Source organism: Piscirickettsia litoralis (genome assembly GCF_001720395.1).
In the GTDB taxonomy this organism is placed as follows: Bacteria; Pseudomonadota; Gammaproteobacteria; order Piscirickettsiales; family Piscirickettsiaceae; genus Piscirickettsia; species Piscirickettsia litoralis.
This window is the reverse complement of record NZ_MDTU01000001.1, coordinates 2824332-2840065: the sequence shown is the minus strand read 5'-3', so window position 1 is coordinate 2840065 and position 15734 is coordinate 2824332. Positions and strand designations below refer to the sequence as shown.

Here is a 15734-nt window from a genome sequence, read left to right as displayed (position 1 = left end):
TCTCCCGCCATTTTTTTGTCGCTTAGAAAAAAGTGTCAATCCTTTGACTGTATCGCTTAAGATTTAATCCAAATTTTTACAATTTATTTGCCGTATTTCTTTTTAACAATTTTCATATAACGGCGTTTGCGATTAATTTGCCGCTCAGTCAGCTCATTTTTTTTACCTGCAAACGGATTTTCTCCCGTCTTAAATTCAAGGCGAATCGGTGTTCCCATCAACTTAATTTCCTTTCTAAACTGATGAATCAAATAACGACGATAAGCCTCTGGCACACTAGCGGTTTGATTGCCATGAATAACAATCACCGGCGGATTATGACCGCCACAATGGGCAAAACGCAACTTAATACGGCGACCTCTTATGAGCGGCGGCGTATGCATTTGAGTTGCTCTTTGCAAAATTTGCGTCAGTTGATTCGTCGATAATGCTCGAGTCGCTGAATCATAAGCCTCATCAATCGAGCCAAACAAATCGCCCACTGCCGTTCCATGCAAGGCTGAAATAAAGTGAATGCGCACATAGTCGGTAAACGTTAATTTACGAGATAATTCTGTTTTAATATAATCACGCACCTGAGACTCTAAGCCATCCCATTTATTCACCGCAACGACAATCGATTTTCCAGCTTCAGCCGCGAAACCTAATAGACTTAAATCCTGATCAACAATGCCCGCTTGCGCATCAAACATCATCACGACAACATTCGCCGCTTCTATCGCCTGCAATGTTTTAATGATTGAAAATTTTTCAACAACATCTTTAACATTTTTACGGCGACGCACCCCGGCCGTATCGATTAGGGTATAATCTTTGCCATTTTTTTGCATGGGAATAAAAATGCTGTCGCGTGTTGTCCCCGGTTCATCGAAAGCGACCACACGCTCTTCGCCTAAAAGCCGATTCGTAAGAGTTGACTTGCCGACATTCGGTCGGCCGACTAAAGCGATTTTCACCCCTTGCGCTTTTTCTTCCTCTTCAGAAGGCTGCACATCAAAATTTTCTAAAGTCGACTCAATTAAACTTAAAACGCCTCGACCATGTGAAGCTGCAATAGAATACAAATCTGCAAAACCTAAGGCATAGAATTCAGCGCTAGCAACACTTGCATCAATTCCATCTGTTTTATTGACAACTAAATAGACTTTTTTATGAATCTCTCGCAACTTTTGAGCAATTTCTTCATCAACTCCGGTCATGCCTACACGACCATCGACAAGAAACAACACGACATCCGCTTCAAGGGCAGCTTGCCAAGACTGTGTCAACATCTTCTGGTCGATGCTGCCATCGTGCTCACCTACACCTCCAGTATCAATAACAATAAAGGGCTTTTGCCCTAGGCGACCTTCACCATACTGGCGATCACGCGTCACTCCAGGCTGATCGTGAACCAAAGCATCTCGACTTTTTGTCAGACGATTAAACAGCGTTGATTTGCCCACATTAGGACGACCGACAAGTGCCACAACAGGCAACATAATAAAACCTCTTCATCTAAAAATACAGACGACTGACAACGTCAGCCGTACTTTATACATTTTACACACTTTCTCTCTAATTGTGGCTAAACCTTTGAGCCTCGAACCGCGACCAAACGTCCTGAGGCATCCATCACATAAGCGGTTTGTCCATCAACAACCGGCTGGCCAACGATCGCACGCGGCCCCACACTCATGCGTCCGAGCAACTTGCCTGTTTTCAATGAGAACCAATGCACAAAACCTTTATAATCACCCACAACGACATAATCACCCACTAAAGCTGGTGCTGTCGGGTGACGGCCTAATAAACTCGAATCAATCCAAACCGTTTTTCCTGTTTCGCGATTTAATGCCCATAGCGCCCCATTATTCGCTGTAATAATAACCTTGTCTTTACTCACCGCTAGACCACTGAATGAACCAGTTTTATGCTCCCAAAGCATTCTACCCGACTGTAGACTCACCGCAGCAGTGCGATTTTTCACACTGGAAACATAGACAGCTCCATCTTTCACCACCGGCGTTGCATCAACATCAACAATTTGCGCAACTTCAGATGCACCACTGGAGACAGCCACTTGGTATTGCCAGAGCAGATCACCAGTTTTACGGCCCAAAGCGACAACCTGACCATTATTATTACCAATAATAACTTGTTGACCAGAAATCACCGGCATGCTAGAGCGTTCCATCGTCATCGGTGGATTAAGTAAGGGGTCATAACGCCAAAGTTGCTGCCCATTTGTAGCACTCAGCGCAATCACAGCCCCCGCTTTTGTATGAATGACAACAATACCTTTTGCCGCAGCAGGCGCTGCAATCACCAAAGTATCTAGTGGTTTTTTCCACTCGGTTTTGCCCGTTTGCTTGTTGAGCGCTAACACAGTCCCTTCAGCGGTGACAACATAGACATATTCAGGGCCTGCAACTGGAGAGGCTGTGAGCAACTGATTCACGTTAGCCTTCCAATTAACTTTCCCCTGTAAGCTTAAAGACTCGACTAAACCTTTATAGTCCACTGCATATAAGTTCTTACCATCACGCGTCACATTCAGGTGCCAATTTTCTGCAGCCTGATATTGCCAATACCCCTCATCACCAAAGCTCAACACCGCTTTCGATGCAGAGCCGCTCCCTGCACCGACTTGGGTTTTCCAGCTTTCTAATACGGCCACTTGCGGTTTAAAAATCTTCAAAGGCGCAGGAGCAATTGTATTATCTTTATAACTACTACACCCCGCTAGAGCAACAGCCAATAACCCAATTCCAGTCACCGCTAGTTTTTTCCAGTTATTCACTCATATCTCCCAATTATTTTTTTACTTCAGCATGAGTCTGTACAGGCAAGTTATTCATTTTCATCTGTACAATCGACTGCAAAGTTGCATCGCTGACCAATAACTTTTCAGCTTTTTGATAATAGTCTCTCGCTTGACTAATCTCACCTTTCGCCTGATAAGCTTCAGCAAGGACATAATCATACATACCCTGATATTGCTTGCTTTCAGGCGCTTTGGTTAATAGCTCAATGGCTTGTTGGTACTGCTTTTCAGCAATAAGCACTCTGGCCAAGCGTACGGAAACAAGACCCGTTAATGCTGTTGTTTTATTTTCTTTTAAAGCCCACTCTAAAGCCGCTCGCGCTTTAGGCAGTTCATTTTGCTGCACATACGCCTTAGCCATAAACAAAGAAGCAAGCGTTGCGTACGGAGTTTTTGGATACTCATTGCGTAAGGCTGTCGCAGCCGTAACTATCGCTGCCGATTGGTTTGCAGCTACTTGTTTGAGTAAGTGTTCATATTGCGCAGAAGCTGCGGCACGATGGTTATTCTCTCGATACACAGAATACTGCCAACCCGCCACAGCAATGAGTGCAACAATAATAATCACAACAACAAACGCGATAATTCGCTGGGTTATTTTTTTGCTGTGATCAGACCGTTGAACGTCAATTTGTGCGTCCATCCATTACACCTCTTTTAGTATTGTTTCTATCATTGTAACAAGCTCACGCTGGGCACAGGATATTTGCTCACGCTGTTCGCGTAAAAATTTAATCGTCACGGTCTCTTTAGCCAGTTCATCTTCACCAATCACTAACGCTAATTTCGCCATCGACTTATCTGCTTTTTTAAACTGGCTTTTAAAACTACCCACATCACAATGGCTTAAAATCCGCAGACCTGGAAACGCACGACGTAACTGCTCTGCGATAACAACCGCTTGTGTTGTCTCTTCTGCTCCTGTCGCTATGCAATAAATATGGGGCTGATTCTCTAGCCCGGTTTTTTGACCTAAGGTCTCAATAAGTAATAATAAACGCTCAATACCCAAGCCAAAGCCAACGGCTGGCGTCGTTTTACCACCAAACTGTTCAACTAAGCCATCATAACGGCCACCTGCACATATCGCCGCTTGTGAGCCTAAACGGTCAGTCATCCATTCAAATACAGTGCGAGAATAATAGTCCAACCCACGCACTAAGCGAGGGTTTACCCGATAAGATAGACCCGCTGCGCTAAGCAATGTTTTTAAACGCTCAAAGTGCGCGAGCGACTCTTCTGTTAAATAATCGAGTAAACTTGGTGCTGACTCTATCATCTCCTGCATTGCAGGGTTCTTGCTGTCCAAAATTCTCAAAGGGTTCTTTTCTAGGCGGCGCACACTATCTTCATCTAAAACCGCTTTATTATCTTGCAGGTAAGCAATTAAAGCAGTGCGATGAGCAAGGCGTTCTTCAATGGTACCTAACGAGTTAATATGCAAAGTCACATGATCAAATACACCGACACGTTTAAACAAATTGGCACTTAGAAAGATAATTTCAGCATCTAGTTCTGCTTGATGATAACCAAAGACTTCCACACCAAACTGATGGAATTGGCGATAGCGCCCCTTTTGTGGCCGCTCATAACGGAACATTGGCCCCAAATAGTATAACTTTTGCTGTTGATTATGCAGCAAACCATGCTGCATCGCCGCGCGAACACAGCTTGCTGTTCCTTCCGGCCTTAAAGTGACACTTTCGCCACTTTTATCTTCAAAGCTATACATCTCTTTTTCAACAACATCAGTCGCTTCACCAATGCCGCGGACAAAAAGCTCAGTTTTCTCAGCAATAGGGAAACGAATTTCTTGGTATCCATAAGCAGCCATAACGTCTCGTGCAATTGCCTCAAACCATTGCCAGTAGGCCGACTCTGTCGGCAGGATATCATTCATCCCACGAATTGCTTGAATACCTTTAGCCATTGTTTACCCCGAAAATTTTTTACTGCTCGCTATAATAACAAAGAAAGTGAGTTAAAGGCTAACATTATCAACCACTCAGTCGAACTCAAGCGCATATCCAGCTTGCTGCCAGGCTTTAAAGCCACCGATCATCGACTCAACATGCTGATACCCCATACGCTGTAAATTTTCCGCAGCGAGTGCCGAGCGATAACCACCGCCACAATACAAAACAATATGAGTGCTAGCATCAGGGATTAACTTTTCTATATCACGCTCAATGATCCCTTTTCCTAATACTTGCGCGCCTTTAGCCTTACCGGCGCGAACTTCATCTTGCTCACGCACATCTACCAATTTAAAATCGCGCTGCTCATCAATATAGCCTTGCACTTTTTCAATAGAAACTTCACAAATAGAACCCCGCACTTGCTCGACGAGTGCTAAAAATGCTGAAGAATGTTTCATAATTAGATTACCTTTAATATCAATCATTAGTTAAGACTGATCTGTACCTTGTGACTGTGGTGGGACTTTCAATATTTTATATTGCGCGGCCATTGCCTCATTGCTTTGAATGTGCTGCTCTAGTTTCATTTTTTCTGCCGCTTGTTGTTCGGCAGCACTAGGTTTAGCGAAAGGCGTCAGCTTGTTTTCTGCCTGTGAAGTGTCCGGTGCATGACTCACTTTAAGCTGGCCTACTTGTTCTTTATACCAAAAAAATGCAGCAACAATCACCGCGATTAAAATAATCAGATTAATACTCCAACGCAGCGCACGACTGCTTTTTCTAGGCGGTTTTGTTTTACGCGTCTCACTTTTAAGTAACGGAGGTGACGTTTCAATGGTCACTTCTTCACAAACGGCCGAAATCCCTGCTTGAGATTGACTATTCTTCTTTTTCTTATCACTTGAATCCGATGGAGACAATTTACTGTCGGTTTTACTCGCAGATAAAGAAATTTTTGGAGTTGCTATTGATTGATTCGATGTTAAAGACGACGGTGCTCGCGCAGTGATTCGATTCAGCTCTTTTTTCACCTTTTTTTTGGTAGTGATGACAGGTTCTGGTGGCTTTGCCGTAGTTTCATTTTTCTCAACTATAGCCTCAACAGCGCCAGAAATATGTTTTACCGGCGCTGTTGATATTGGCGTTGATGAATCTATTATTTCATCAACACTCGGTGCTAAATTAATCACCCCTCCCTGATGGTAAATATCAAGCACTGCCTCTGCATCTAAATCGACGAGATTGGCATAGTCGGCTAGGTGCTGTAAAACGAAGCGTTCAGGCACATTCAACTTGTTAAAATCGTTATGCTCAAAAAGAGTTAACACTTGCGGCTGTACATGTAACTGTCGCGCCACTTGCTCACGCGTTAAGTTTTTATTACGTCGTGCTCGCTGGAGTAAATCCCCTAAACTTAACTGTGTCATTTTTTTTCACTTCAGACATTCTATAAATACTACCCTGAACTCGTCTAATTACCTCGTTATAATGCTAGGATTGGTTGGACTGCACAAGCCTAGCTTGCAGTTTGTCCAATAAGCTCCGCGCATTATGATCATGAGGGCGCGCTAATAAATAACGTTTCAATAATAACAAGGTCTGTTGATCCTGTCCCTGCTTGTCTGAAATTTTAATCAACTCCCAAAGTATTCTGTCGCTGTGTGGAGAAAGCTGTAAAGCACGCCGAAAGTAATCTTCTGCGCGCTTCAAATCGCTCATTTTTACTGCACAAAGTCCCGCATTTTCATAACTTCCGGACCGATCAAGATAGTCACGTTGCTCAGCTGCCGCTAATAAATAATGAATAGACTCTTTAAGATCACCCTGTTTACATAAAAACGTACCATAATTATTCAGCACCTTCGGGTCATTCGGTGCGAGCCTTAACGCAATAAGATATTCTTGTCGTGCTTGCTGAACTTCGCCTAACTGCTCTGAATAATAAGCAAAGGCATAGTGCGCCTCAGCACTGCCAGGGTCCAGCTCAATCGCTTTATTTAATTTATAGTGCGCTCGACGCATATCACCCACCTTTAAATAAGCTAAACCCAAGCGCACATTGTAGTGTGCAGCTTGGGCTTTATTCGGTTTGACTAATTTAACGGTCTGCGACTCAGACGGGTGAAGTACGGTCGTATGTTCAGTGCAACCCGTTAAAAAACGGGTTATTGTAAAAATAAAAAATTAAAGCGAGAAAGCCTCCTGCCTTCACACAGCCTCCTGCTGTTTTGCTTGTATACGCTCACGACGACGCGTTTTATCGGCAAAATCACCAGCGAGCTGCCCACAAGCCGCATCAATATCATCACCCCGTGTTTTACGCACCGTAATAACAAAATCTCGCTCAAGTAAATAATTTTGAAAGCGCACAATGCGATTGCGGCTAGAGCGTTGATAATTCGCACCAGGAAACGGGTTAAACGGAATCAAATTAATTTTACAAGGCAAATTTTTTTGAAAACCTTTGTGAGCTGCTCTGCATGTTCCAAACTGTCATTGATTTCCTGTAACATCACATACTCAATGGTAATCTTTGCATGAGGTCGTCCATCGATATAATTTTTACATGCTTTTAATAACTCAGCAATAGGATATTTTTTATTAATAGGAACAAGTTGGTTACGTAATTCATCATTTGGCGCATGCAAGGACACCGCAAGCGCAGCATCTGTACGCTCTTTCATTTCATACAGCGCTGGCACCACACCTGATGTGCTCAGAGTCACACGACGCTTTGATAGGCCATAGGCATAATCATCCATCATTAAGCTCATCGAACTCATCACCGCTTCAAAGTTTAATAATGGCTCGCCCATGCCCATCATCACCACATTAGTTAATACTCGCTGATCCGGTGATTTCTGTACATCAACATCTTTTTCTAAGGCATGCTTGGCTACCCACACCTGGCCAATAATTTCATTAATGCTCAAATTACGGTTAAAGCCCTGGGTTGCCGTCGAGCAAAATGTACAATTCAGTGCACAGCCGACCTGTGAAGAGACACATAAGGTCCCACGTTTGCCTTCTGGAATAAATACAGTTTCGATACAATTACCTTCTGGCAACTGAATCAACCACTTACGCGTGCCATCTTCAGACACTTTATCGAATACCACTTTAGGTGCAACAATCTCAGCAACCTCATGCAAACGCTGGCGTAGTGCTTTACTCAAATCCGTCATTTCATCAAAGTTAACCACACCGCGCTGATGGATCCATTGCAGTACCTGGCGAGCACGAAATGGCTTCTCACCAATACTCTCAAAATATTGTTGTAAGCCCGTACGGTCAAAGTTTAATAAGTTTACTTTTGATGTTTCTACAGCGGTCGCTTGCATGATATCACTCTAAATATTCACAAATAAAACAAAGCCCAGAGTACCCTGGGCTCAAGACTCAAAGATTAACTCATCTTATCGAGTACGTGGACACACTTTTCCATCAAAGAAAAAGTTGATTTCCTGTGCAGCAGTTTCAACCGCATCAGAACCATGCACTGCATTTTCATCAATGCTTGTTGCAAAATCAGCGCGGATTGTTCCAGCTGCAGCTTCTGCAGGATTTGTCGCTCCCATGATATCACGGTGCGCGAGCACTGCATTTTCACCTTCAAGGACTTGAATCATCACAGGACCTGAAGTCATAAACTCAACTAAGGCACCAAAAAATTGGGCGCTCTTTGTGCACAGCATAGAACTCACCGGCTTCTTCTTTCGTTAAATGAGTCATTTTTGCAGCAACCACTTTCAGACCTGCTTTTTCAAAACGAGCATAGATTTCACCGATCACATTTTTCGCAACGGCATCAGGCTTAATGATTGAAAGTGTACGTTCTATCGCCATGTTGAGGCTCCTTAATTTTTACGTTAAAACTATTTACGGCGCTATTGTCGCAAATAACACCTTATTAGTGAAGAAAATTTTACTGATTTACGGCTTTGTAAAGCTGTTTTAATGCATCCTCGACTAAAACCGCTTTAGAAATCTCTGTTTTTGCTAAAGAAAAATATTGCACTAGCTGCTCTGAATCAATACTGCTTAGACACGCTAAGTTTTTGCTATTGAGCTGCTCTGTCACATAAGCGCAACACGCAATCAAACTTGGGCCGCCTTGGGCTAAAAAGCGTATTTTCTGCACCTTATCACCATCATGCAACAGACTAAGAACTAAGCAATCCCCCTCAGGCTTACCCATATAGACTTTTAAGACGCCTATCGCTTCAGCAAGTTCACCAACAAAATTCTTTTGTTGTAGATAATGTAAGGTTTTTTCATTCAACATAGCGCCCCCAAGGCAATGTTGCTGGGTCCGTTCCTGCTTCTCGCGCCTGCCAAACAGGTGATAATTTACGCAAATGAGTCAAAGCTTGACCAACTTGCATTATCACCTGACCAACTTCAGCTTCGGTACTATAACGCCCAAGTGAAAACCTGACCGTACTGTGCGCCAACTGTGCCGATACTCCAATCGCAGCTAGCACATGGGATGGCTCAACCGTTGTTGAATTACACGCTGAACCTTGGCTAACCGCGAGTTCTGGCAGACAAGCCAATAAAGACTCACCATCCACCCCCACAAAGCTCACGCTGAGTATTCCAGGCGCTTGCAAAGCGGCTTTCTCACCATTCCAGTAAACTTCTTTATGCTGACTTAAGCCTTGCCATAACTGCTCACGCAACCCTTTAATTCTCTCAGATTCTTGATTTAAATTATTTTGCGCCAATTCACAAGCCTGACCAAAACCGACAATCTGGTGAGTGGCTAATGTTCCTGAGCGCAAACCAAATTCATGACCGCCCCCATGCTGCTGGGCATTGATACGCACCTTAGGGCGGCGGCGCGCAAATAAGGCGCCCACCCCTTTAGGGCCGTAGCATTTATGCGCGGAAAATGACATTAAATCAACAGGTAATTCTTTTAAATCAATCGGCAATTTACCCAAAGCCTGTACGGCATCCACATGAAAGATCGCCTTGCCCTCTTTCACGATTGACCCCAGTGCATTTAAGTCATGAGCAACACCCAGCTCATTATTCACATACATTAATGAAACCAGAATTGTGTCCTCTCGCATCGCCGCTTGCAAACAATCAGGCTCGATTAGACCCTGCTTATTAGGAGTCAGATAAGTTACATCAAAACCTTGCTTTTCGAGCACAGCAAACACATCAAGCACCGCCTTATGCTCTGCTTTAGAGGTGATGATATGACGGCCACGCTTTTGATAGGCTTCACAGACACCTTTAATCGCTAAGTTATTTGCCTCTGTCGCCCCTGAAGTAAAGATAATTTCTCTACTTTCAGCGCTGACTAAATTAGCCACTTGTTCACGCGCTTGCTTAACTTTCTCTGCTGCTTGCCAACCTAAACGATGCAAAGACGACGGGTTCCCAAAACTACCTTCTAAACCCAAGCATTCCTGCATGACTTTAATCACATCAGGATCTATCGGCGTTGTTGCTGCATAATCAAAATAAATCATTCAGTTATACCTAAATCTAAAGCTTTTAGACTAATTTTTACTCTTCTCATCAAGCCGTCGCTCCATCTTGGACAAAATTCCACGCAAAATGTGCATTTCTGACTCTTCAACACGACTACGCTGATAAAGCCTTCTTAACTTCAACATCAGCATGCCTTCCTGAGCATCATCAAGAAAATGAATTTTCCGTAATAGCTGCTCTAAGTGACTATAAAAACCTTCCATCTGTGCGCTGGTTGCCAGTGCTTTTTCTGACAGTTCTACACTGCTATTTAAATTTTTATTATCCAATGCCGCTAAACGCAGTTCATAAGAGATCACCTGTACAGCCTGCGCCAAATTCAAAGAGCTATATTCTTCATTGGTTGGAATATGCACATGGTAGTGACAACGCTGTAATTCTTGATTGGTTAACCCCGTGCGCTCTCGGCCAAAAACGATCGCAATTTCATGCTGGTTATGCTCTGAAATAACACGCTTTGCCATCTGCCGAGGTTCTTCTAAAGGCCAGGGCACTTTACGCTCACGGGCACTGGTTCCAAGCACCAGCTCACAATCTGCAATCGCTTCTTCTAAGCTTGTTGTGACCACAGCATTGTCTAACACATCTTCAGCATGAGAGGATAAGGCATAGGCTTGATCTGAGGGGAAATCTTTTGGCGAGACCAAATATAAGCGCCCTAACCCCATGTTTTTCATCGCACGAGCAACCGCACCAATATTGCCAGAATGTGACGTTTCAACCAGGACAATACGAACTTTAGGCAAAATATTCATGAACTCAAACCCAACTTATCACTCTATAATCAATAACACCGAAAACAAATAGTCCGGCTATACTATACCGGTTTTGGTCAAGATCTGTTAGACTGTTGGCCTTTAATTCGATCTTTAACATAACTGGGTAAGTTTTTATGCAACCGATTATTAATATCGCGACGCGTGCTGCACGACGTGCGGGCGCTATAATGCTTCAACGTATTGACCGTTTAGATACACTGAAAGTCTCTGAGAAAGGCATTGCCGACTACGTATCCGACGTCGACAACAGCGCAGAAGCAGCCATCATTGAAACCATTCAAAAATCTTACCCAGAGCATGCCATCCTCAGTGAAGAAAGCGGTCAAAATCAACAAGATTCAGAATACCTCTGGATCATCGACCCCTTAGATGGCACAAACAACTTCATTCACGGCAACCCAAACTTCTGCATTTCTATCGCTGTTCAGTACCGTGGACGTACTGAACATGCCGTGATCTATGATGCAGTTCGTGATGAGCTGTTCGCGGCCACTCGCGGCCAAGGTGCAAAACTCAACGATCACCGCATCCGCGTCAGTCAGCGCAACAAGCTTGAAGGTGCAACAATCAGTACATCGCTCACCCACTCTGCAAATAAATACGCAACCACCTTCTTTGCTTCTCAACACAGTCTCTATGAACAACATGTTGCATTGCGTCGTTCAGGTTCTATCGCACTTGATCTCGCCTATGTCGCGGCAGGTCGTTTAGATGCGAGCTACACGCTTGGCGCCAAAAACTGGGATGTTGAAGCAGGCTTACTCCTCATCCGCGAAGCTGGTGGCTTAGTCAGTGACTTAAACGGTGGCGAATCTAATATCAGTAAAGGTGAACTACTCGCCGGAAACCCGAAATCATTAAAAAAGCTTACTGCAAACATTGCGCCCGCATTACACTAAAAGCGCATAATATTTAAGCGTAATTTAGGTTTAGCAAAAGGCGCTTTCAGCGCCTTTTTATTACTTGTCATTTTACAGCTTCATCGCCACAACAGGCTTATTTTGGTTTAGGTATTTTTGTAATCGTTCAAGTAAAATAACAGGCAGCTCAAGCTCATCAACTTTCTTAAAACCAATCTTTCCATAAAAGCCAATCAAATAATCATAAGGCAAACAATAGCTCAACTGTCTTTTCAACACTGGTTCAATGTACTCTAACAATCTCGTACCAATATTTTGTCCTTGATACATTTTTGCCAGATACAAGCCTCTTAAAACTAGATAATCAGCAATTGCTTCTGACCTTACTGCAGCAATGATCTCTAAATTTGTCCTAACAACAAAAACTCGATCATCCTTATTAGTGCAACCGGAATAGCCTGTTTTCTCAACATAAAACCGATCTACTTGAAAAACTGCTGAAAATCTAACTCTGCATAAACAGCAGCGACAGACATGAATATTCCCGCTAGCTCTGCTTAATCACATCGATATCTTTAGGTAAATTCAACTTAAACACAGCACCTGACAGCCCTTGATTCACTTTGATATTAAAAAATTGCAACTTAGTACTCTGGCCTAATGGCGTTAACACAATCATTTGCTGTAGTTCTTTATTTTTAAAGGCAATCTCTACTTTAGAGACCAGGCTTTGATTACTCTTTGGAGATAAGATAAATAACTGATAGCCTGCTTTGCTTTGCTCACTGACGTTAAAGCTAGCCAGTGCCTGCACAGAAGCACCTGTTAATAATTTCACCGGAACCGCATCATCTAAGTTTTTAAGAGAGCGTTCTATCACCTGTTCAAGCAAAGGCTGATAGATTTTAACAGACTGTTTCTCCGTTAAAATCACCTGATTCCACATATTATCCGTCGGCGCTTTTCCAGACTGAACCTGCTGACAATCGACATTTTCAACTTTCCAGAGCAATTGCCCAGGCTGCTTTAATAACAAACGGCCATAAGCACACTCTGCACTGCCCGCACTGGTTTGGCCTATTTGCCAAAAATCAGCCTGATAAGTATTCGCCGCTTTTAGAAATTGCACAAGATGATTTGCAGCTTGTGTTTGGGCTTGATTATTACTTGCCGCAAAAGAATTGATAGCAACAGGCAAACATACTAAAAACAAACAAATTCGAATTAATAATCGCTTCATTTTAAACATTCTCTCGTGCTGAAACTAAGACTTCTCGTGGACCATTTTGACCGTCTGAGATTAAACCCGCGGCTTCCATCGCTTCGACTAAACGTGAAGCACGGTTGTAACCAATGCGAAAACGCCGTTGAATTAAAGAGGCTGAAACCTTTTGCTGATCAATCACAAACTCTACCGCTTGATCATATAACGCATCTTGCTGTTCTGCACTCTCATCATCGGCTTGTTGGCCATAATCATCCAGACCGCTACCTTGATCAATTAAATCGGCAATATATTCGGGGACACCTTGCGTCTTCAACTGACGAACAACCGCATGGACCTCATGATCATCAATAAACGCACCATGGACGCGGGTGGGCACCCCACTACCCGGCGGTAAATACAGCATATCACCATGGCCTAACAACTGTTCTGCTCCCGCTTGATCAATAATCGTTCGCGAATCAATTTTCGATGACACCTGAAAAGCCATTCGCGTTGGAATATTGGCTTTAATCAAACCTGTCACTACATCCACGGAAGGGCGCTGGGTCGCTAGAACTAAATGAATCCCCGCCGCTCGTGCCTTTTGAGCAATACGCGCGATCAGCTCTTCAACTTTTTTGCCGACAATCATCATCATGTCAGCAAATTCATCAATAAAAACAACAATAAACGGCAGCTTAGTCAGCAAGTCCGGCTCTGTCCCTTCAGGTTTAACTTTTAATGGATTCACTAAAGGTGACCCAGCTTCTTGGGCAGCAACAACCTTATCGTTATAACCTTTGATACTGCGAACTCCAAGTGCTGCTAATAGACGATAGCGCCGCTCCATCTCCCCGACACACCAACGCAAGGCACTCGCCGCCTCTTTCATATCTGTCACAACGGGCGTTAATAAGTGAGGAATTCCATCATAAACAGAAAGCTCTAGCATTTTCGGGTCGATCATCACCATGCGCACATCTTCAGGGGTTGCTCGATACAGCAAGCTGAGCACCATCGCATTCATACCGACAGACTTCCCCGAACCTGTCGTTCCTGCAACCAACAAATGCGGCATCTTTGCAAGATCAGCAACAACAGCTTCTCCTGCAATATCTCGCCCTAACGCTAAGGCTAAACTAGAATTTGAATCCTGAAACGCATCAGACTCCAACACTTCCCGAAAGCGCACAAGCTCACGCTTCGCATTCGGTATTTCGATGCCAATCGTTGACTTACCTGGGATCACCTCAACGACACGCACGCTGCGAGCAAGCAATGAGCGCGCCAAATCTTGCGCTAAATTACTGACTCGACTCGCTTTAATTCCAGGAGAGAGCTGCAATTCATAGCGTGTGACCACAGGCCCCGGGCACACATCCACCACTTCAGCTTGTACGCCAAAATCGGCCAAGCGCCCTTCAACCAGGCGCGACATTTCTTCTAGTGCAGCTTCTGAATACAAGCCATTCTTGTCTTGCTCACCTTCATCAAGCAACCCTAAGTCAGGCAAATCTAACGGTCCTCGGTCGACTGATGAGGTGACCTGTTTTGGTTGTTTAGCTGTTTTAGGTGGCGAAGCGGCTGTAGGTGCATCAGCGACAAAATCAAAGGTTGTCTGGCCAATGCATTGTTCGTGCTCCACATCCTCATCGATATAATCTTCGCTGATGACTGGCGCATTAATCACTTTTTCTTTCTTGATGGCTGGCAATAAGGGTGTTTTTTTAGTTTTCTTCTTTGCAGTACCATCGCCATCAGCTCCCACAAAACCTTTCGCTTTAATCGCTTGTTTTTTGCTCTTTACGCGCTGATTTTCTGGCCAATTTTTCCTGCTTTGCCTGTTCTCGCTTTAGTAAGCGATCGGCTCTAAAACTGCCTAAACGGGCCGTTTGTAGCTGTAATAAATCACGTAATGCACGCGCGCCATGCGCGCTCAACGCTTTAAAACCAAGACTTAAGCGTATCCAAGACACACCCGAATACAAAGTAATCGCAATAAGAAAAGCCGCAATAAGTAACACCGTCGCACCAGTTAAGTTAAATGCACTGGTTACCCCTTTACCAATTAAGGTGCCTAATATTCCCCCTGAACCCTGAGGTAATGTGCTATGAGCAGGAATAATAAATAACGCCAACAACGCGCTGCCTGAGAGTAAAGCGATCACCCCGCCAGCAACACGAAGTAAAAATAATGGCGGATCGAAAGGGGTGCGTAAATCTCGGTAAAGTCGATAAGCGGCATAGAAAACAAACAAGGGAACAGTATACGCAAAGTAACCTAAAAGGCCAAAAAGAACATCTGCACACCAGGCACCGACTCGCCCACCCGCATTTTGCACCGTTGCACTACTCACACCTGAAGATAACCAACCTGGATCTGTTGCATGAAAGGTCAATAGAGTGATGCACAAAAATATGCCAATGGCAGCCAGCAAAATAACACCGCCTTCACGAATACGATGCCATAAAAACGAGTGCTGTATGCTTTGATAGTCGTAGTCCAATGTGCTCCCCTAAATTAATTTAGCCGCGCTGCCTTAGCTTTTCTTTGAGTATACCTTAACTTAAAACAGGATAAATTAGGTTAAGATAGCCTGATTGATAATGCCGATGAGTCTAATATAAAAAAACGATTTAACAAACTGTTATTAA

14 protein-coding genes and 3 pseudogenes are annotated in these 15734 nt (G+C 43.8%); 1 reads left to right on the top strand and 16 read right to left on the bottom strand.

Going from position 1 to position 15734, the window contains the following annotated elements; all coding sequences use genetic code 11:
- Positions 1-83 precede the first annotated feature (83 nt).
- The 12 genes and pseudogenes from der to trmJ form a co-directional block, all read right to left on the bottom strand.
- Positions 84-1481, bottom strand: a complete 1398-nt coding sequence (gene der / locus BGC07_RS13965; protein ID WP_069313600.1) for a ribosome biogenesis GTPase Der — start codon at positions 1479-1481, stop codon at positions 84-86.
- Between the two features lie 86 nt (positions 1482-1567).
- The gene (gene bamB, locus BGC07_RS13960) at positions 1568-2782 is read right to left on the bottom strand and encodes an outer membrane protein assembly factor BamB (protein WP_069313599.1); all 1215 of its coding nucleotides are present in this window, start codon (positions 2780-2782) and stop codon (positions 1568-1570) included.
- 13 nt (positions 2783-2795) lie between these two features.
- Positions 2796-3449, bottom strand: coding sequence for a YfgM family protein (locus BGC07_RS13955; RefSeq protein WP_069313598.1), 654 nt, complete (start codon positions 3447-3449; stop codon positions 2796-2798).
- Between the two features lie 3 nt (positions 3450-3452).
- A complete protein-coding gene (gene hisS, locus BGC07_RS13950) occupies positions 3453-4736 on the bottom strand; it encodes a histidine--tRNA ligase (RefSeq protein WP_069313597.1) in 1284 nt (427 codons plus the stop codon).
- A 75-nt stretch (positions 4737-4811) separates the two neighbouring features.
- Positions 4812-5183, bottom strand: coding sequence for a rhodanese-like domain-containing protein (locus tag BGC07_RS13945; protein WP_069313901.1), 372 nt, complete (start codon positions 5181-5183; stop codon positions 4812-4814).
- A gap of 30 nt (positions 5184-5213) precedes the next feature.
- A complete protein-coding gene (locus tag BGC07_RS13940; protein WP_069313596.1) occupies positions 5214-6152 on the bottom strand; it encodes a helix-turn-helix domain-containing protein in 939 nt (312 codons plus the stop codon).
- Between the two features lie 64 nt (positions 6153-6216).
- Complete coding sequence (gene pilW, locus BGC07_RS13935; protein ID WP_235603438.1) at positions 6217-6894, bottom strand: type IV pilus biogenesis/stability protein PilW; 678 nt, start codon at positions 6892-6894, stop codon at positions 6217-6219.
- 39 nt (positions 6895-6933) lie between these two features.
- Positions 6934-8066: pseudogene (gene rlmN / locus BGC07_RS13930) on the bottom strand (23S rRNA (adenine(2503)-C(2))-methyltransferase RlmN).
- A 75-nt stretch (positions 8067-8141) separates the two neighbouring features.
- A pseudogene (gene ndk / locus BGC07_RS13925) lies at positions 8142-8571 on the bottom strand (nucleoside-diphosphate kinase).
- Between the two features lie 79 nt (positions 8572-8650).
- Positions 8651-9010 carry an iron-sulfur cluster assembly scaffold protein gene (locus BGC07_RS13920; RefSeq protein WP_069313594.1) on the bottom strand — a complete coding sequence of 120 codons (360 nt, stop codon included), beginning with the start codon at positions 9008-9010 and terminating at the stop codon, positions 8651-8653.
- Positions 9000-10211 carry an IscS subfamily cysteine desulfurase gene (locus tag BGC07_RS13915; RefSeq protein WP_069313593.1) on the bottom strand — a complete coding sequence of 404 codons (1212 nt, stop codon included), beginning with the start codon at positions 10209-10211 and terminating at the stop codon, positions 9000-9002. The genes BGC07_RS13920 and BGC07_RS13915 overlap by 11 nt, the downstream gene beginning before the upstream one ends.
- 30 nt (positions 10212-10241) lie before the next feature.
- Positions 10242-10988 carry a tRNA (cytosine(32)/uridine(32)-2'-O)-methyltransferase TrmJ gene (gene trmJ, locus BGC07_RS13910; protein ID WP_069313592.1) on the bottom strand — a complete coding sequence of 249 codons (747 nt, stop codon included), beginning with the start codon at positions 10986-10988 and terminating at the stop codon, positions 10242-10244.
- Positions 10989-11125: 137 nt separating this feature from the next.
- Between trmJ and BGC07_RS13905 the strand changes: the two genes are divergently transcribed.
- Complete coding sequence (locus tag BGC07_RS13905) at positions 11126-11911, top strand: inositol monophosphatase family protein (RefSeq protein WP_069313591.1); 786 nt, start codon at positions 11126-11128, stop codon at positions 11909-11911.
- A gap of 72 nt (positions 11912-11983) precedes the next feature.
- On the opposite strand, the gene BGC07_RS19580 is transcribed toward BGC07_RS13905, so the two are convergent.
- The 4 genes and pseudogenes from BGC07_RS19580 to BGC07_RS22610 all read right to left on the bottom strand — a co-directional run bounded on the left by BGC07_RS19580 (position 11984) and on the right by BGC07_RS22610 (position 15586).
- A complete protein-coding gene (locus tag BGC07_RS19580) occupies positions 11984-12412 on the bottom strand; it encodes a GNAT family N-acetyltransferase (protein WP_077216919.1) in 429 nt (142 codons plus the stop codon).
- 7 nt (positions 12413-12419) lie between these two features.
- Positions 12420-13112 carry a LolA family protein gene (locus tag BGC07_RS13895; protein WP_235603234.1) on the bottom strand — a complete coding sequence of 231 codons (693 nt, stop codon included), beginning with the start codon at positions 13110-13112 and terminating at the stop codon, positions 12420-12422.
- A gap of 1 nt (position 13113) precedes the next feature.
- A pseudogene (locus tag BGC07_RS13890) lies at positions 13114-14595 on the bottom strand (DNA translocase FtsK); the annotation flags it as partial.
- A 265-nt stretch (positions 14596-14860) separates the two neighbouring features.
- Positions 14861-15586, bottom strand: coding sequence for a DNA translocase FtsK 4TM domain-containing protein (locus tag BGC07_RS22610; RefSeq protein WP_235603233.1), 726 nt, complete (start codon positions 15584-15586; stop codon positions 14861-14863).
- Between the last annotated feature and the right edge of the window lie 148 nt (positions 15587-15734).